We start from the raw sequence: 19,096 nt of genomic DNA, 5'->3' as shown, positions 1-19,096 counted from the left end.
GCCGCAAACCCAAAAGGCAGAAAAGCGGCGAAGGTCCAGACCTATCGCCGCCGCCATCGTGGTTATTGATGATGCGTTGTCATCAACACATTAGACAGTGTTACCGCAAAAGCGCCAACACACCCTGCGGCCCCTGGTTCGCCTGAGCCACCATTGCGGTGCCGGCCTGTTGCAAGACCTGAGCTCGGGACAAGTTGGCCGTTTCAGCTGCGTAATCTGCATCCATGATACGGCCACGTGCCGAACTGGTATTTTCTGAGTTAACGCGCAGATTGGCGATGACGGTGTCAAAGCGGTTTTGTGTAGCACCCCAGTTTGCTCGAGCGGTAGTGACCGTGTTGATGTCCGCATCCAACTTGGATATTTCGGCGAAAGCGGTGCTGGTTGCAGTTCCCAGGGAACCAGTGGTAGCACTGAAGCTCGAAGACGTTACGGCAATCTGGTCGTTGCCCGCCACCGCGTTAGCGCCAACCTGGAAGGTGAAGGTTGCGGCAGCAGTGCCAATCACGGTTTGCCCATTGAACTGGGTTGCAGTCGCCACCCGAGCGTTTTCCGCCGCGAGCAACTTGTATTCTGTATCCAGTGACGAAACATCTGTCGACGTGTTGGTGCCATTGGCGGCCTGGACTGCAAGTTCACGCATGCGCTGCAAATTATTGGCAATGGCTCCAAGCGCGCCTTCTGCGGTTTGCGCAAGGCCGATCGCGTCATTTGCATTGCGAATAGCGACATTCATGCCACGTGTCTGCGCATTCATGCGTTCGGCAATGGCCAGGCCGGCTGCATCATCTTTGGCGCTGTTGACCCGAAGCCCTGAGGAGAGTCTCGCCATGGAGGTTGCCAAGCTATTTGCCGTCGATGCCAAGTAGCGTTGAGAGCTAAGCGAGTTGATGTTGGTGTTAATGGTTGACATGAAAGGCTCCTTAAAAGCTATAAAAACTGGCAGTGCTGCCGATCTCAATGCCAGCCCGGGAGCTGGCCTCTGTGTCCGGGGCTATTTGGCACCTCCCGGGCGGCGAGCCCGTCTTTGAACCCGTTAGCTTTCTTTTCGGATAGTGCAGCTCATAACTTGAGCAAATAGCAGAAAAAAATTTAAAAAAAACAGGCCGAAGCTTGAATCAGAGCTTGTTTTCCCTTGCTTATCAACTCAACAAAATTGGTTGCGTTCTTCAGAATTGACTACCTCAGTAATCGAGCAAGTGGATTGCTGGTTCAGATCGGCGGTGGCGCCGAACTCCAACAATTTAATAGGAGCTTTCCATGTCGACCATTAACACCAACATCAACTCGCTTTCCGCCCAACGCTACTTGGCATCGACGGCAAACAGCTTGTCAACCTCCATGGCGAGACTCTCCTCAGGGCTTCGGGTCAACAGCGCCAAAGATGATGCAGCCGGCCTGGCCATTGCCGAACGCATGAATGCGCAGACACGTGGCATGAATGTCGCTATTCGCAACTCAAATGATGGTATTTCACTCGCGCAAACCGCAGAAGGCGCGCTCGGCGCGATTTCAAACAACCTGCAACGCATGCGTGAACTTGCAGTCCAGGCCGCCAACGGCACCAACTCGTCAACAGATATTCAGTCACTAGATGCAGAGTATCAATTGCTTAAAGCAGAAAACAGCCGGGTAGCGACTGCAACCATGTTCAATGGACTGTCTGTGATCGGCACATCAGCCGCAACCTTTACCTTCCAGGTTGGCGCTAATGCGGTGGTGGGCAACGACCAGATTTCGGTAACATCCTCCAGCTTCAGTGGTACCAGTACATCTCTTGGAACCGCGACAAGTACCGCCTTTGCCGAAATATCCAAGTTGGATGCCGATATCAACACAATTACTACCGCTCGGGCAACCTGGGGTGCAACGCAAAATCGCTTTGACACCGTCATCAGCAACCTGCGCGTAAGCTCAGAAAACGCTAGCTCAGCACGTGGCCGTATCATGGATGCAGATTACGCAGCTGAAACGGCCAACTTGTCCCGAGCTCAGGTCTTGCAACAGGCCGGTACAGCAATGGTTGCTCAGGCGAACCAGATGCCTCAATCAGTGCTTCAATTGTTAAAGTAAGTTCCTAACCGACTGCGTCGGTGAGAATCAGCTGGGCCCTGCCTGACTTTTGGATACTCCGTCAGAATTGACTTTTCAAGAGCCTCAAATGACCGGTCCTAAAACTAAAAAAGCAACTCGCAGCGCCCCCGCCAACCAAGATATCGAGAACTTATCTCGACTGTTCAACGAAGGCTCTTATGCGGAAGCAGAACAGTTGGCAACATCGCTCACACAGCGGTATCCCACGCACGGTTTTGGCTGGAAGGTCTTGGGCGTTATTTGCCAGGAACAGAGCCGTTTTGAAGAGTCTTTGGTCGCGACACGCACAGCCATATCTCTGCTGCCTGAGGATGCTTCAACGCACAACAACCTAGGTACAGCCTTGCTGGGACTAACTAGATCAGCAGAGGCAGAAGTTAGTTTTCGAAAGGCACTGGCGATCGCCCCAGGGTATACAAAAGCACTCAATAATCTAGGCACCCTTTTGCGACATCAGGGGCGAATTGCAGAAGCCGAAACATGTTTTCGCAACGCACTGCAAACGAACCCCAGCAATGCGCTGGCCCACATCAGATTGGGAAACACGCTTGAACTGCAAAACAAGTTACATGAGGCACATGAGAGCTACCGTTCGGCCCTAGACATCAGGCCCGATATGGAATTCATCCATAGCGACCTTCTTCATTTGTTGAGTCTTGACGCAAAGATAACGCCTGAGCAACTGTTTGATGAACATCTGGCGTATGGTGCACAACTGGAAACCAACTTACGTAAAAAGTGGCTCCCACACAACAATACCAAAGAGCCGACGCGGCGCCTACATATCGGCTTTGTTACGGCCGATCTTTACGATCACGCGCTGGCTAACTACCTTGAACCCGTTTTCGGCTACTTGGCAGATAAGGCAACTCTGTCACTGCACATTTACTACAACAACACAAACGAAGATGCAGTTACTCGGCGGCTACAAGACTACCTATCCAGTTGGACCACCGTCAGCAATCTCTCCGACGACGAATTAGCAACCCAAATCCGCAAAGACCAGATTGATATTCTCATAGATCTCAACGGCCACACTGTGCTGAACCGCCTGCAGACTTTTGCCCAAAAGCCAGCCCCAGTTCAGATAAGTTGGCTGGGATATTTGGGGACCACGGGCCTTAGGTCAATGGACTACTATGTCGCTGACACGTTTTGGATTCCACCTGGCGAGCTTGATTGGCAATTTTCTGAAAAGATGGCATATTTGCCAACGGCCGTGGTTTTTGAGCCGAATCATCTTTCGCCTCCGGTTAATTCGCTTCCCGCGCTGGTCAACGGATACATCACCTTTGGCAGCTTTAATCGACAAAACAAGATCAACGATGCCGTGATTGGTCTATGGTCGAAGCTTTTGCACCATATTCCCAATTCAAAAATGGTCTTGGCAGCGATACCGCCAGAGCACCAAGACGGAATTAGTAAACTGTTTGAACGAGAAGGAGTCGCAAAGAATCGCTTAACGTTTTTCGGTCGAGTTGTCCAGACGGACTATTTGGCCCTGCACCATCTGGTAGATTTTTGTCTTGACACTTTACCATTCGGTGGTGGAGCAACCACAGCTCATGCCGCATGGATGGGTATCCCCACGTTGTGCCTCGCCGGAAAAACCCCTGCAAGTCGGTTTGGCGCGGCAGAGTTGCACCAACTCGGTCTGGATGAATTCATCGCCACCTGTGCGGATGACTTTGTGGCCAAAGGCATTTACTGGGCTGAGCATGCTTCGGAATTAGCTGATATTCGCCAAGGAATGCGGGCTCGTTTTAGCGTATCACCCTTGGTTCAATACGCTGAGTTTGCCGATAATTTTGAAGCTATGCTGTACACCATGTGGCAACGCTGGTGCAATGGATTGCCCCCAGTTGCTTTGAGCGTTGAGACCATCACCGCAAACGTTACGCTCAGCCCCCCCAAAGAAACCCTTGATCCGTCAGCATGGGATCTGCGAACACTGCGGCGCCTGTATGAGCAACAAAACCTTGAAGAAGCAGAATCATTTTCACGAGAGTTGATTCGCAGATTTCCTGGTCATGGCTTGCCTCGGAAACTATTAGGGTCGATTTTGCACAAGCTTGGGCGTTTTGACGAAGCTTTGGCGGCTCACAAGACGACGGCAGAAGCGCGACCTGATGACTATGAGGCCCATTTCAATCTTGCTGCAGAATTTCAGCAACAGGGTTTGTTAGACGACGCTGTGAGAAGTTACGTCCGCGCAGTGGGTTTGCGTCCAAGTGAACCCAACGCCTATTGCAATCTTGGCAACATTTTCCAAACCATGGGCTTGTTCCCGGAGGCAGAAATGTATTGCAGACAAGCAATTGAGCTGCAACCGAAGATGGCGCTTGCGCACAATAACCTAGGTAATGCGCTCCACGCGCAAGGAAAGTACACAGAATCACTGACATGCTATCACCAAGCACTGGCGTTGAAACCAGATTGGGCCGAGGTATACAACAACCTGGCTATCGCATTAAAAGACCAAGGGCGCGCCACCGATGCCAAGGATGCCTATCGCAAGGCGCTCCAATTGAAGCCAAATTGGGCTGCGGCGCAGAGCAATCTGCTGTACAGCCTAAGTCTAGATCTTCACACTACACCCCAACAACTTCATGTTGAGCACATGGCTTTTGGCCAGCAATTTGAACCCTCGTTGCGCACCACCTGGAAAGATCACAGCAATACAAAGGACCCCAACAGGACGATACGTATCGGATTTGTCTCGGGTGACTTCTATGACCATGCCTTAACCAACTTTCTTGAGCCCACATTCGCCTTTCTTGAGAAAAAGAAAGACTTGGTACTCTTTGCTTACTACACGCATATTTATGATGATGCCGCGACCAAACGTTTGCGTGGAAGCTTCGCGAACTGGCGTTCAGTGGCTGGTTTGTCTGAGGATGAGTTGGCTGAGCGTATTCGCACCGACAACATAGACATTTTGTTCGACCTGTCTGGCCACACTGCGCACAATCGACTGCTGACCTTTGCTCGGAAACCCGCACCTATTCAGGTCAGTTGGCTAGGCTATTTGGGAACCAGCGGATTGCAGGCCATGGACTACTTTCTATGCGACACCTTCTGGGTGACGCCTGGCGAACTTGATTGGCAATTTTCCGAGAAGCCCGCGTACCTGCCATCAGCCATCATCTTTCAGCCAAGTCCTTTGGCACCAAACATCAATGCGCTGCCTGCCCTGACAAATGGTCACATCACTTTTGGCAGTTTCAACCGCACCAACAAGCTCAATCCAGCCGTCATTGTTTTGTGGTCGATGTTGCTACGGGAAGTTCCCAATGCCCAAATGGTGTTTGGTGGTATCCCCGTCGAAAGTCAGCTTGAGCTATTTCACAGATTCTCAGACGAAGGCATTGAACCGAATCGTCTGACTTTTTTCCCCCGCTCCAACCTACAAGAATATCTGGCACTGCATCATCAAGTTGACTTTTGCCTGGATACATTCCCCTACAGCGGCGGGGCAACAACCGCACATGCGGCATGGATGGGAGTTCCTTCCCTCTCGTTAGCGGGTGAAAGTCCGGCCAGTCGATTTGGAGCAAGCGCCATGCACCACCTAGGCTTAGACGACTTCATTGCCACAAGCATTGACGACTACTTGGCCAAAGGTCGCTATTGGGCGGAACACACAACCGAACTCGCAGTGATTCGACAAGGAATGCGTGATCGCTTTAATCAATCAGCCTTGGGCCAGCACTCGGTATTCGCTGACAACTTGGCTGCTCTGCTGAGGATCATGTGGCAACGGTGGTGCGACGATTTGCCTCCGGCGCGGATTGCGCTTGATTCACATCCAGACCTTCACCCAACTTCAGCGCTTCCTGAATCGGCTGCCCCCTCCAAACAGGAACTGGATACGCTTTCCAACTTGTACGAGCAACAGCAATACCCCGCCGCAGAGGTTTTGGCGCGAACACTGACTAACCGTTTTCCGCAAGATGGCTTTGCTTGGGGCATTCTCGGATACGTCTACCAAGCCCAAGAACGGTTTGACAACGCTATTGGGCCCCTGACTCGATACATCGATCTCCATCCCGAAGATCCGACGACCTATGTCAACCTAGGCGTAGTCCTTTCGGCGCTAAACCGATTACCTGAAGCGGAGGCCAACCTCAGAAAGGCGCTTGATATAGCACCCAACTATGGCAAAGCAGCTGTCAATCTGGGAATGGTGCTACGTCTTCAGGGGCAGTTTCAGGAATCCGAAGGGTGCTGTCGCCGGGCAGTGGAAATAGATTCCTGCGATGCCAGTGCTCACATTCAACTGGGCAATGCCCTTGAAGATCAAGGGAGGCTATCCGAAGCGCAGGCAAGCTACTATCGCGCAGATATGGCGCATGAGCCACGACGCGCTGTGGCGGCCAGTAACGTTCTCTATTTGCTGAACCATGATGTGTTGGTTGAGCCTCAACACTTATTCGCCGAGCATCTGGCATTCGGTGAAGCATTTGAAACAGCCCTTCGATCAGGCTGGCGAACTCACCCGAACGACAAAAACCCCACACGCCAGCTGCAGATCGGTTTCGTCTCGGGAGATTTTTGTCACCACGCCCTGACTGAGTTCCTGGAACCTGCATTTGAGGCCGTAGGCAAGAGACAGGGCCTGGTCCTTCACGCCTACTATTCCGGAACGCGTGAAGATGCTGTGACCCAGCGCATGCGCACTTACTTTGTGCACTGGCACCCCGTAGCCCAATTGACCGATGTTCAATTGGCGCAACATATCCGCGCCGACGGCATCGACATACTGATCGACCTTTCCGGTCATACGGCCAAGAACCGTCTTCTAACCTTTGCCCGCAAACCTGCCCCAGTGCAAATGAGTTGGCTGGGATATTTGGGTACCACGGGTCTACAGGCGATGGACTACTACGTGTGCGACGCCTATTGGATACCGCCCGGTGAGCTGGATTGGCAATTTGTCGAAAAAATGGCGTACCTGCCCAACGCCGCGGTATTTGAACCGAGCCCATTGGCGCCCCCCGTCAATGAATTGCCAGCGCTGCGCAACGGATATATCACCTTCGGCAGTTTTAACCGCGTCACCAAGATCAATGATTCGGTTATCGCCTTGTGGTCGATGGTCATGCAAAACGCTCCAAACTCACAGCTTGTGCTGGCGGGCATTGAAGCCGCAAGTCAACAAACCATAACAACAACATTTGCAGAACACGGCATCAATGTGAGCCGACTCAAGTTCTTCCCACGCTTGGCAACCGCTGATTATTTAGCGCTGCACCAGCAGGTAGACATTTGTCTGGATACCTTCCCACACGGAGGCGGTGCAACCACTGCACATGCGGCATGGATGGGAATACCCACCCTTTGCCTCGCTGGTGAAACACCCGCCAGCCGCTTCAGCGCCAGCTTGATGCACCATTTGGGTCAGGATAGTTTTGTTGCACGCAGCATTGAAGAATTTGTAGATCGCGCCAGTGAGTGGGCACAGAATACGAGAGGTCTTGCCAGCGTTCGAGCACAGTTACGTGCACAATTTACCCAATCGAACCTCTGCAAAATGGAAGCATTTGGGCAGGCATTTGAGACGCTGCTGCAAAATGTTTGGCAACAGTGGTGCAGCACGCACTCAACTGAAAATTGCTACGTGCCTTTGGCGTCGGCAACACAACAGTCGGAGCAAGATAACAGCGCACTTGCGCAGAACCTGATTCAGCTAGCTAAAAACAATGAAGCTTCTGACAATCTCGTCGCTGCGGCATGTCTGTACCAAGAAGTTTTGAAGCTTGCCCCCCTCAACGCGACTGTTAACTTCCGCCTTGGGAGAGTCGAGCTCAAGTTAAATGGTGCCGCACTGGCATTGCCGCGCTTTGAAACAGCCGTGCAAAGCGACCCGCAAGAGGAGTCTCATTGGGTTGCCTACATTGAAGCGCTGCTCAGCTCGGGCGCAATTGATACCGCAGCATCTGCTATTGAATGGGGCCAGAAATTCGGTCTCAGCACGGCAATGGCGGAGAAGATGGCGGCAGATAGCGTGAGTGCGTTGGAACACCACCTTAATCCAGAGTCTAAACCCTCGTCATACAGCATCGAAGAGTTGGGATTACCACCAGCGCCACCATGGCCTGATCCCAAACCAAGCTCGATTGCGGATCTCAGCTACTTAATCGCACCGAGAAGCAGTGGACGTAGATATATCATCTATGCGCCTCTGTACAGGCATAACAGCGCTGGGATCAGGGTCTGTTTCGAGCTGCAAAAATGGCTTATTCTTGCTGGGTATGATGCCCTCGTGATAGCCGCCACTAATGGTTATGCAGATAATCAGTTCGAGGACGACATAGTCATTTACCCAGAAGTAATTCATGGAAACCCCCTGAAGGTTAGGCGCGTGGTTCGATACATCATGAACTACCCGGGGAAAATTGGCGGCGACAAAACCTACGCGCCTCATGAATTACTAGTTGCATACAACCCAGAACTAACGCCATATTCAGGAGGGGCAATGCTTCAACTGCCAACGACTGAATCTTTCTTTTACAAAGACAACACGCCAAAAACAAGAAATGCCATTTATGTTGGCAAGAGACGTGACCTGAAGGTCCACCCCAAGGACTGTGACTATATAACAGGATCATTTCCAAGCACACGTAGGCAAGTAGCTGACTTTTTGCGAAGCGTTGAAACCTTATACACGTATGACGAGTTTACGATCCTCATTCATGAGGCCAAAATTTGTGGATGCGATGTCAGGTACATTGATCCAAATGGAAAAATTGGCGATGTATTACATGCCCATTTTTCCACTGAGGATGCGTTCAAACGACAGCTTCATGACTTCATCGACATGACACAGCGCCTATAAATAGAATTTATATATTCACTGCTATTTTTTAGGTGCGTGGGATTTCCACGCCGATCAAAATAAAGCTTTTAAAAAGACGCTCCGTAGCATATTTTTCTATGCAAACGGCACTGAATGAACCGCTATCGATTGGACAAGCGATGAAAAAACTTCTTTTTATTGTGCCAATGCACATCACTTTTGAATCATTCTTAAGTCCGGAACATAACTCACGTTCATTTAAGAAAAAGAACGGGAAATACTATAACAGCCTGTCGACTGATCTTCCGCTAGGGCCAATTTCTATGAGCGCCTTTCTCAAGAAGTTTGTCGATGTAGAGGTTCAGTTATTGGATCTGAACACGGAGATCAACCTCCTTGACGACTTTCCGTATGACAACTTCTATGACTGTTGCGTAGATCTGATCATCAAATCTGGCTTCGAACCTGACGTAGTAGGCGTTTCGTCTCTTTTCAGCCCCTCATTTTTTAACTTCATGGATTGTGGGCGTGCCGCTCGAAATTTATTTCCCAATGCACTGGTCATTGGAGGTGGGAATATACCCACAAACAGTTACGAGCACATATTCAATGATCTGGATTGCACTTTCTTCGATGGTCTGTGCTTCGGTGAAGGTGAAAGGCCACTTTTAGGTCTTATGCAGTCTAGCGACTACCACTCTTACATGAGGAAGTCCAGCTCATGGATTACAAGAGAAAAAGTAGCAACGGATGCAGCGCTCTTCGTCCCTGCACATGATTTTATCGATGCGTTAGACGAGATCCCATTTTTTGATTACAACCTTTGCAACATTGAAAAGCACTCAACCAACCCTGTGACCAGTAGCTTTCACAGTGTCGAGAACCAGCGTGGGTTCCACATCATGACATCGCGAGGTTGTCCCTATTTGTGCACGTTCTGCGCGTCACACAGAACGCACGGACGAAAGATGCGATTCCATTCAATAGAGCGTGTCCGTGAGGATATGAGCCGCCTGAAATACGACTTTGGGGCGACTACAGTTGTATTCCAGGACGATCATTTAATGAGCGATAAGGATCGGGTTTACGAGATACTTCAAATCGTCGGAGAGCTGAAACTGGAGGCGTTATTTCAAAATGGGTTGACGCTGTATGCACTTGATCGCCCTATGCTTGAAGCGTTTTATGCAGCTGGAGTCAGACATCTTGTACTTCCTGTTGAGTCAGGAAGTGAGAAAGTGCTCAAAGAGCAAATGCATAAGCCGTTGAAATTCCGCATTTCAGAGAGGGTGGCAAAAGACTGCCGAGAATTAGGTATCTACACAAACACCAATATTCTCATCGGCATGCCAGGTGAAACAAAAGCAGATATCGAAGAAGCCCGTATCAATCTGCGGAAGATACATACCAATTGGTTCAATATTGCCTGTGCAAGCCCTATCGTTGGAAGCGATATGCATGCACTGGCTAAAAAGAAAAACTACATCAAGGTGGACACTTTCGGCTCTGATTTTCGCAAAGCTTCGATTGAAACCGAAGATTTCACAGCCGAATACATTCAGGACATGCAATACCTGATGAATCTGGAGCTAAATTTTGTGCACAACATGGATGTCAGATTAGGTGAATATTCCATAGCACTGAAAGCCTTCAAGAACGTCATTCGAATTAAACCGGATCATGCTTTCGCACATTATTTTGCAGCTCAGTGCTACCAAGCCATGGATGATACACAGTCATTTCATGAACATATGGCAGCCTACTTTGAACATGCAGAATCGCCGTTCTGGAAAAAATACGTTGAGTATTTTTCAATGCCTACCAATGCGGTTGCACAGATTTAGTTTGCAACAACGAGCTGACACTTGAATATTGATACCCCTCTGCAGAGGTTATCGAGGCAACTGTTCTTCAGCACCAACAGAGGCCAATTAAGCCCCCAAAAACAACAGCATCTTTGATGACTAGTCGTCCGTTGGTCTGTCAAAATCGCAGAATGCAACCGGAGTTGAATAATGACCAAGCCACTGATAGTCTTTGAAATGGCCAACAATCACATGGGAGATGTCCCCCATGGAATTGCCACGATCAGGGCGATGCGCCAGGCCTGTGATGGGTTTGAGGGAAACTTCACATTTGCCTTCAAGCTCCAATACCGGGATTTAGATACATTCATCCACACCTCGGCCAGAGGGCGAGATGACATCAAGTACGTTAAGCGGTTTGAAGAAACTAGGCTGACGGCGGACGCTTTTGCAACGCTGGTTGCTGAAATGTCTACCCAGGGGTTCACCACGGTGTGCACGCCTTTTGATGAGAATTCGGTGGGGCAGATTGAAGCACATGGCATTCACACGATTAAGATCGCCAGCTGTTCTTTAACGGACTGGCCATTACTTGAGCGCATCGCCCAGACCAACAAACCGATCATTGCATCAACCGCTGGCGCAACGCTCGATGAGATTGATAAAGTGGTCAGCTTTTTCCTACATCGGGACAAAGACCTCACGCTGATGCACTGTGTAGCGGAGTATCCGACGCCCGATGCATCTCTACAGATCGGGCAAATCGAAATTTTGCGTGGCCGTTATCCTCAATGCCGCGTTGGTTATTCGACGCACGAGGCGCCGGATAACACGGCTGCGGTGTGTGTTGCCGTGGCGAAGGGTGCGCAGGTGTTTGAAAAACATGTTGTGTTGCCCACTGAAAAATACGCAGCGAACGCGTACTCCGCCACACCTCCGCAAATCACTGCATGGCTGGAGTCGGCACGTCGTGCGATGTCCATGTGTGGCGACTCGACGCGCTACACCCCATCGCAGTCGGAACGTGCAGGATTGAACTCGTTGCGCCGAGGCGTCTTTGCCACGTGCGAGATTCCTGCCGGCACAACGATCACCCACAACATGGTCGAGTTTGCGTTTCCTCCAGTGGATGGCCAGTTGACAGCCAACCAGTGGTCAAAATATAGCCGCTACGTCACTACCAATCCGATTGCAGCGGGACAGCCGGTGCATATCGCTGACATCACAGAGTCGCAATTACGTGGGCAGATTCTGACAATTGTGGATGGAGTAAAGAGGCTACTCAAAGCTGGCAACGTCGTGGTCCCGGGAAAGTCTGATCTTGAAATTTCACACCACTACGGTTTGGGGCGTTTCGATGAAGTTGGGCTGACCATGGTCACGGTGGTGAACCGTGAATATTGCAAGAAGCTGCTGGTTATGCTTCCTGGACAGAGCCACCCGGAGCAATACCACTTAGAAAAAGAAGAGACTTTTGTGGTGCTCCATGGCGCTTTGGACATTTGGCTTGATGGCAAAGAACTGCAGGCCCGAGCGGGCGACGTGATCACCGTCAATCGCGGAGTGCGTCATGCGTTTCGCACTGACGAAGGTGTAGTTTTTGAAGAAATTTCTTCCACCCATGATAAGGCGGACTCTTATTACACCGATCCGGCGATTGCACTAAATGTCAACCGCAAAACCTGGCTGTCTTACTGGATGTAACCCATGACTTTACGCGTAGCGGATTGGATGATGCAGCGGTTGGCGCAAGTTGGCGTTCAACATATTTTTATGCTTCCCGGCGGCGGCGCTATGTACCTTAACGATGCCGTCGCTTGCGAACCGCGTCTGAAAGCAGTGCCTTGCCACCACGAACAAGCCTGCGCCATTGCCGCGGAAGCCAGTGGGCGCACCGGCAACCCTGACTATGCGCGATTTGGTGTGGCGATGGTCACCACAGGCCCAGGAGCGACGAATGCCATTACCCCGGTAGCGGGCGCCTGGATTGACTCCATTCCATTACTGGTAATTTCCGGGCAAGCCAAGCGTTCAGATCGCTTAAACGGCCGCCCCTTGCGCCAAAGTGGAGTACAGGAAGTAGACATTGTCCCCATCGTTCATTCGATCACCAAATACGCTGCCACGGTAATTGACCCTCAGAGCATTCGTCAGCATCTGGAGCAAGCGTTATACCTCATGCAAAGCGGGCGCCCAGGGCCCGTCTGGCTGGATATTCCGCTGGATGTGCAAGCGGCCCCCATTGACCCCGAATCACTTCCAGGATGGGCGCCACCCGCGGCTGACAACGTTAAGCCGGCCCCGGACCTCTCTGCAGTGCTCGCTCTTGTTGCCAATGCAAAACGGCCACTGATTGTGGCTGGACATGGTGTGCGTCTGGCCGGCGCAGCACAGGCCTTTCAGCAGTTGGTAGAGACCCTGGGCACCCCTACCGTGTTGACCTGGAACGCTTTGGACTTATTGCCATGGGACCACCCGCTCAACATCGGCCGCCCGGGGGTGGTTGCTGCGCGGGCAGCGAATTTTGCGGTGCAAAACTGCGACTTGATGATCGCTATTGGCTGTCGACTTGACAACATCGTTACGGCCTATAACCCGCGCGGCTTCGCACGTGCCGCCCGCAAGGTCGTGGTGGATGTCGATCGCAATGAACTCGACAAGCTGGACATGGACATCGACCATCGCCTGCAAATGGATGCCCGCCAGTTCATTCAGGGACTGCAGTCGCAAGTAACGCCAACATCCGGCGAACCTTATGCCGAGTGGCAAGCTCGTTGCGTTAGTTGGAAACAACGCTATAGCCAAAACGAAGGGCGCGTATTTGGCGACAGCGGCCCTATCAGCCACGCCCACTTTGTAGACGCACTCTCGCATGTGGCACCGGAAAACACACTGATTGCTACTGGCAGTTCTGGGCTCGCAGTGGAATTCTTCTATGCGGGCTTTCAAAACAAGATCGGCCAACGAACGTTTCTCACCTCCGGCTTAGGTGCTATGGGCTATGGCCTGCCTACCGCCATTGGCGCATGCCTGGGCAATGCGAGCCAACCCATGCTGGCAGTGGAGTCAGACGGTAGCCTACAGCTCAATTTGCAGGAGCTTTCTACGTTGGCGAGTCAAAAATTGCCGATTTGTCTCTTCATCATGAACAACAATGGATATGCGTCCATTCGCAATACCCAGCGCAATTACTTCGAAGGTCGCTACATTGCCAGCGGCCCCGACTCAGGTTTGGTGATGCCTGATCTGAAAAAAATCGCCGATACCTACGGGCTCGCTTACATGTCAATTAGCGACTGTGCACAGCTCGAATCCCAACTCAGCGATGCACAGAAGCTACCCCGACCGTGCATCGTTGACGTACAACTCATAGCAGAGGAAGGACTCGCACCAAAGTGTGCGGCCATCATCGGCGCGGACGGATCTATCGTCTCCATGCCACTGGAAGACATGAGTCCACTCTTGCCATTGGATCAGTTGCTGGCCGAGATGCTTTTGCCATTGCTACCCGCCTCGCTCAACGCGCCGCGGCCCAGCCCCTGACTGCAGCAGAAGCTATGGTTGATTCAAAACAGTCCGACTTCAAACGAGAAATCTGCGGCGTCTGCGGCCAAGCACTCTTCGCCCGGCCATTGCTAAGTCAATACAACATGCCCGCAGCGGCTCAGGGCTTACCTACACAAGAGCAACTGCCGCACGACAAAGGCGGGCAGTTGCACCTCTTTCAATGCACCGGTTGTGGCCTGGTTCAGCTCAATGCTCCACCGGTACCTTATTGGCGGGACGTCATCCGTGCCGCAGGCATATCAGCAGAGATGCGTCAATTCAGACATAAGCAATTTGGCGATTGGCTGGTTGAGCACCAACTTATGGGGCGCAAGGTGCTGGAAGTTGGGTGTGGCCAGGGGGAGTACCTCACCGTGTTAGGCCACGCCGGCGCTGATGCTTACGGCATCGAGCATAAACCCGAGTCTGTGCAGGTATGCCTTTCACGAGGTCTGAAAGTAGAACAGCTTTTTCTTGACGATCAGGCCTCCAAGGCGCAACACGGACCTTTCGACGCCTTTGTAATCCTCAACTTTTTGGAACATATACCGCCAGCACACATGACCTTGCGAGCGATTGCTGCACAGCTCAATGATGGCGCAGTGGGACTCGTGGAAGTCCCCAATCTAGATATGATCATCGAAGGCCGACTGTTTGCAGAGTTCATTCCCGACCATCTCTACTACTTCACGCGCAAGTCTCTCATTAACCTGTTAGAGGCGAATGGGTTCGACACACTGGCGTGTGAGCCGGTTTGGAACAACTATGTTTTGTCCGCCACCGTTCGTAAGCGTGTCCCGGTCGATTTGTCTGCGCTGCACACCAGCCAGTTGGCCCTGAAGCATTCCTTTCATACATTTCTGTCCCAGTTTGAAGCCCAGAGAGTTGCCATCTGGGGTGCTGGCCATCAATCGCTGGCACTGTTGAGCCTCATGGATATCGCATTGCACATCCGGTTTGTGGTGGACTCTGCACCTTTTAAGCAGGGGCGATTCACCCCTGTAACACACATCCCAATCGTCGCCCCGGATGCACTGGATAGCGATGGCGTACAAGCCATTATTGTGCTGGCTGCCAGTTATTCGAACGAGGTGATACGAACCCTAAAGGAGCGTCATGGCAACCGCTTTACCGTGGCCGTGGTGCGTAACAACGGAATAGAAACCGTTATAACGGGTTCAGGAATTGCGTGATGGAGCAACACCAAATCGCGTCGCTGGAAAAGGCAAAAACGGGTGCATCCAAAGGATTACCGCTAGAAGTGTTTCACCTGATCAGCAGTCTGACACCTCTCATTAACGTCGATCTACTGGTGCAAGACACGCAGGGTCGGACCCTCTTGACTTGGCGACATGACGACTTTTACGGGCCTGGCTGGCATGTACCAGGCGGCATCATCCGATTCAAGGAACGCTGGGAAGATCGAATTGCTGCGGTAGCCGCAGCCGAATTGGGCGCAACCGTCACCTTTGCACAAGAGCCCATCTCGATTCAACAGACTGTGAATCCGACACGCGATGTTCGAGGCCACTTCATTTCCATGCTGTTCGCTTGTCAACTCAGTTCAGCCCCGGATCCGAAGCATCAATGGGTGCGCGACGCACCGCGCAATGGGGACTGGGCTTGGCACAAGGGCTGCCCGGCAGACATCATTTCTGTTCATGAGATGTATCGCAGGGCGATTGATACGCGGCCTGTAGCGATTGCTGCCTGAACATGATGCGCTTTTCAACGACTACCCATGGCAGTGTTACCGCTCGAGACGTATTTCTCAGCGACGTCGACGCCTCCATCGCCCGGCTGGGCAAACAATGGTCATACTTGCGCAACGCTCAGCTGTTCATTACCGGTGGGACCGGCTATATCGGGCGCTGGTTGCTCGAAACTCTGGTCCGGGCAAATGAGTTGCATGGCCTCAACCTAAACGCCACCGTACTGACACGATCACCGGAAGCCTTCCTGCGCACTGCGCCAGAATTGGCGCGCACCAGCTGCATCCAGTTTCATTTGGGCGACGTGCGTGACTTCAGCTATCCACAGGGAACATTTACGCATGTTATTCACGGCGCCGCCACGTCAGCCGGGGCGACCTACCACCAACTTGAAGACCCGCTCACCAAGTTTGAAACCACTTTTGATGGAACAAGGCGAACGCTGGAGTTCGCCGTCGCCCGCAAAGTTCCGCGTTTCCTGATGTTGGGATCGGGCTCGTTATATGGCCCCATGGCGGTCGGACAACAAAAATATGTCGAAAACCATGATTCAGCACCGTCGTTGGACAACATGACCGCAGCGATGGGGCACGCCAAACGTTCTGCTGAGTTTTTGACCGCTTGCTATGGGCAACGCTACGGCATCTCGATCAGTACAGCACGCTGCTTTACCTTCGCGGGGCCCTATTTGCCCCTCGATATGCATTACGCACTTGGAAACTTTGTCAGGGATGCATTGTGGAATGACTCGATCACCGTGGCCGGTGATGGGACGCCCGTGCGGTCCTATCTGTTCACCGGTGACCTTGTAGTGTGGCTAATAACCCTACTTTTGGCCGGACAAGCCGGACTGGCTTACAACGTTGGCTCTGATCAAGCAATCAGTATTGGCGATCTGGCGAGGCTTGTAGGTTCACGCGTCGCTCCCAAAAAGGAGGTCCGGGTCTTGGCTCAATCCACATCAGGAATATCTGTACACCGCTATGTACCAGACATTTCCCGCGCTCGCAAAGCACTGGGGTTGGATGTCTGGACGTCGTTGGAGCAGGCCATTGATAGAACCGCACTTTTCGCTTCAAAAGCAAACAATTGAGTTATAGGCAGCCCCTTTATCAGGCGCTTGACGAATGGACATTCGCAAATAATGCTCCCAAACCTCCTCCGCTAGCAAGGGATTAAACAATGACTACTGCGCTATTGATGGCTCCTGGCCTGTCCAACGACGAAGCAGCTAAACGCAATGAATTGGCCATACGTAAGCCTTACGTGGCGGCCAAACTTGCACGCATCCATGAGATGGAAGAACGTGGAGAAATCAGTCCGATCATCCGGCTGGAAAAAAGTTACCTCTGCAATTTCACCTGCACGCATTGCTCGGCAGAGTACTACATGGACCGCCATTTGAAAAAGGTGTTTCAGATTGTCGATGAACGTCAAAAAATCAGCATTGAAGACATTCAGAGAATGTCCAAAGAGGCCGACGAATTGGGCCTCGCACGATTTGTCATTACTGGGGGTGAGCCGCTGGTGATGAAGGACTTTGACGCGGTGGTGGAGGCGATTGACCCAGAGAAACACTACATAATTACCGACACCAACGGATGGTTTCTTGACTTGGCACGCGCCAAACACCTGAAGTCCATTGGAGTCGAAAAGGTGCAGTTGTCGCTCGACAGTTTTATTGAAGCCGACCACGACGCATTCCGCAACAAACCAGGTTCTTACAAGCGCGTTATTCGCGCGATTGATGCCTCCCAGGAAGCGGGACTCAACCTTTTGCTTTCTACAGTCTTGGTGCGCGGGCGCGCCAAGACTCAAGAGTTTCGGGACATGTGCGAGTTCGCCAAGAAAAAGGGCGTTGGACTTTATGTGTCTTATGCCAAACCGACGGGTTCGTGCACGGACCACCCTGAGTTCGTGATCGAGAAGGAAGATGCAGATCTCGTTCGAGAGATGGAAAAAGAATACCCTGTGTTCACACACATGACACCCTCCTACGGATCATTCAAAGGGTGCATTACTGTTAAAGGCATCATTACCATCACCTCGACGGCTGAGATTACCCCCTGCCCGTACATCGATTTTTCGCTGGGCAATCTTCGCCAGACACCGCTTAAGGAAATCCTCGCACGAGGTATGCGTAATCCCTGGCTTGGACCACACCGACCTGACTGCCTGATTGGCGAAGATCCACAATTTATCAAGATTCACACAGATAAAACGGCAGGCGTAAAACACCTGCCTCTACCTTGGGGGCAAGGCTTCTCGGACAACGATAGCCTGTCTGATCGCTAAGGCGAGCCGGCCTCATTTCCCTGACTGGAAACCCCATGAACACGATGACATTGGCAACTTCAACTGCAGACCTTTTTGACGAGTTCGGCCGCTGCATTCCCGCTACATCACAGCCTGTGCAGGAAAAAAGCCGCCGTTACTTTCTATGCGATATGCCACAGGCCAATCACAGGGAAGCCTATGCACGCATGCGGCGACACTTAGGCCCCGGTCTAGACATCAGTGAACAAGAATTTTGCGATGCCATAGCCGGCATTACGCAGCGACTGCAGGACAGCCCCGTCACCCGCAACATACTCAACGGGGTGGGTGTTCCCTTTATCATTCCACGCACGATGGTCACTGAGATTGGTACGCTGCTTGAAGAAAAATTTTTACCTGCGGTGGCACAGGCCTACGAATCCAAATTCCCGGCCTACCGATTTACCAACCATGCCGTAACCGGCTTGGCCGGCAAACTCTCCGTGCTTCAAGGCTCGCGCCATGAGTGCTTGATCAACGCGATGTCCAAGAGCGATGTTGTGGGCATGTATTTTCCGAGCCTGACTGAATACTCCATTCCTGCAAGCGTCGAGCAACTCAGCACACTTCCTGAGCACTTTCTGCTATCCGGTGGATTCGACACCTGCGCCGCGCTGGTGGGTACGCCCGAGTTACTAATTCGCAAAGACGGCTATCCGCCAATGCTCTGGTTGGGCGGACTTGCGGGCGAGAAGCCTTCTATCGCTTATCACTTTGAAGCGTATGGCTATAACCTGACTTTTAACCGGCGTGCGCACCTGAACGCGAGTGCCGAATACTGGTGGAACGGCCTTACTGTGCTTGACCAGCACTAACAGCAATGA

Annotated in this window: 11 protein-coding genes; 10 read left to right on the top strand and 1 reads right to left on the bottom strand. The window is 51.9% G+C overall.

Annotated elements, in window-relative coordinates:
• Nucleotides 1-100: 100 nt before the first annotated feature.
• Nucleotides 101-913 carry a flagellin gene (locus KKO72_RS12215; RefSeq protein ID WP_214938632.1) on the bottom strand — a complete coding sequence of 271 codons (813 nt, stop codon included), beginning with the start codon at nucleotides 911-913 and terminating at the stop codon, nucleotides 101-103.
• Nucleotides 914-1,260: 347 nt separating this feature from the next.
• Here KKO72_RS12215 and KKO72_RS12210 point away from each other — a divergent pair, with 347 nt between their 5' ends.
• The 10 genes from KKO72_RS12210 (at nucleotide 1,261) to KKO72_RS12165 (ending at nucleotide 19,087) form a co-directional block, all read left to right on the top strand.
• Nucleotides 1,261-2,073 (top strand): flagellin, encoded by an 813-nt coding sequence (locus KKO72_RS12210; protein WP_214938630.1) that lies wholly within the window; start codon nucleotides 1,261-1,263, stop codon nucleotides 2,071-2,073.
• Nucleotides 2,074-2,161: 88 nt separating this feature from the next.
• Nucleotides 2,162-8,932, top strand: coding sequence for a tetratricopeptide repeat protein (locus KKO72_RS12205; protein WP_214938628.1), 6,771 nt, complete (start codon nucleotides 2,162-2,164; stop codon nucleotides 8,930-8,932).
• 98 nt (nucleotides 8,933-9,030) lie between these two features.
• Nucleotides 9,031-10,737, top strand: a complete 1,707-nt coding sequence (locus KKO72_RS12200; protein ID WP_214938626.1) for a B12-binding domain-containing radical SAM protein — start codon at nucleotides 9,031-9,033, stop codon at nucleotides 10,735-10,737.
• A 171-nt stretch (nucleotides 10,738-10,908) separates the two neighbouring features.
• Nucleotides 10,909-12,402: an N-acetylneuraminate synthase family protein gene (locus KKO72_RS12195; protein WP_214938624.1), complete on the top strand. Its 1,494-nt coding sequence runs from the start codon at nucleotides 10,909-10,911 to the stop codon at nucleotides 12,400-12,402.
• A gap of 3 nt (nucleotides 12,403-12,405) precedes the next feature.
• The gene (locus KKO72_RS12190) at nucleotides 12,406-14,241 is read left to right on the top strand and encodes a thiamine pyrophosphate-binding protein (RefSeq protein ID WP_214938622.1); all 1,836 of its coding nucleotides are present in this window, start codon (nucleotides 12,406-12,408) and stop codon (nucleotides 14,239-14,241) included.
• A gap of 14 nt (nucleotides 14,242-14,255) precedes the next feature.
• Nucleotides 14,256-15,437, top strand: a complete 1,182-nt coding sequence (locus KKO72_RS12185) for a class I SAM-dependent methyltransferase (RefSeq protein ID WP_214938620.1) — start codon at nucleotides 14,256-14,258, stop codon at nucleotides 15,435-15,437.
• Complete coding sequence (locus KKO72_RS12180) at nucleotides 15,437-15,958, top strand: NUDIX domain-containing protein (protein ID WP_214938619.1); 522 nt, start codon at nucleotides 15,437-15,439, stop codon at nucleotides 15,956-15,958. Before KKO72_RS12185 ends, KKO72_RS12180 begins: the two co-directional genes overlap by 1 nt.
• Before the next feature lie 2 nt (nucleotides 15,959-15,960).
• Nucleotides 15,961-17,049, top strand: coding sequence for an NAD(P)-dependent oxidoreductase (locus KKO72_RS12175; RefSeq protein ID WP_214938617.1), 1,089 nt, complete (start codon nucleotides 15,961-15,963; stop codon nucleotides 17,047-17,049).
• 89 nt (nucleotides 17,050-17,138) lie between these two features.
• On the top strand, nucleotides 17,139-18,251 hold the full coding sequence (locus tag KKO72_RS12170; RefSeq protein ID WP_214938615.1) for a radical SAM/SPASM domain-containing protein: 1,113 nt from the start codon (nucleotides 17,139-17,141) through the stop codon (nucleotides 18,249-18,251).
• 35 nt (nucleotides 18,252-18,286) lie between these two features.
• Nucleotides 18,287-19,087 carry a hypothetical protein gene (locus KKO72_RS12165; RefSeq protein ID WP_214938613.1) on the top strand — a complete coding sequence of 267 codons (801 nt, stop codon included), beginning with the start codon at nucleotides 18,287-18,289 and terminating at the stop codon, nucleotides 19,085-19,087.
• Nucleotides 19,088-19,096: the final 9 nt, after the last annotated feature.

The sequence above is a fragment of the Rhodoferax sp. U11-2br genome (genome assembly GCF_018619435.1).
Lineage (GTDB): Bacteria > Pseudomonadota > Gammaproteobacteria > Burkholderiales > Burkholderiaceae_C > Rhodoferax.
The sequence above is the reverse complement of the archived record's forward strand: the minus strand, read 5'-3'. Positions and strand labels throughout refer to the sequence as shown.

Bases quoted from the DNA above. Each gene is read 5' to 3' on its own strand.
- KKO72_RS12185 (WP_214938620.1), top strand. From the start codon at position 14,256: ATGGTTGATTCAAAACAGTCCGACTTCAAACGAGAAATCTGCGGCGTC.
- KKO72_RS12195 (WP_214938624.1), top strand. From the start codon at position 10,909: ATGACCAAGCCACTGATAGTCTTTGAAATGGCCAACAATCACATGGGA.
- KKO72_RS12175 (WP_214938617.1), top strand. From the start codon at position 15,961: ATGATGCGCTTTTCAACGACTACCCATGGCAGTGTTACCGCTCGAGAC.
- KKO72_RS12200 (WP_214938626.1), top strand. From the start codon at position 9,031: ATGCAAACGGCACTGAATGAACCGCTATCGATTGGACAAGCGATGAAA.
- KKO72_RS12180 (WP_214938619.1), top strand. From the start codon at position 15,437: ATGGAGCAACACCAAATCGCGTCGCTGGAAAAGGCAAAAACGGGTGCA.
- KKO72_RS12165 (WP_214938613.1), top strand. From the start codon at position 18,287: ATGAACACGATGACATTGGCAACTTCAACTGCAGACCTTTTTGACGAG.
- KKO72_RS12215 (WP_214938632.1), bottom strand. From the start codon at position 913: ATGTCAACCATTAACACCAACATCAACTCGCTTAGCTCTCAACGCTAC.
- KKO72_RS12210 (WP_214938630.1), top strand. From the start codon at position 1,261: ATGTCGACCATTAACACCAACATCAACTCGCTTTCCGCCCAACGCTAC.
- KKO72_RS12170 (WP_214938615.1), top strand. From the start codon at position 17,139: ATGACTACTGCGCTATTGATGGCTCCTGGCCTGTCCAACGACGAAGCA.
- KKO72_RS12205 (WP_214938628.1), top strand. From the start codon at position 2,162: ATGACCGGTCCTAAAACTAAAAAAGCAACTCGCAGCGCCCCCGCCAAC.
- KKO72_RS12190 (WP_214938622.1), top strand. From the start codon at position 12,406: ATGACTTTACGCGTAGCGGATTGGATGATGCAGCGGTTGGCGCAAGTT.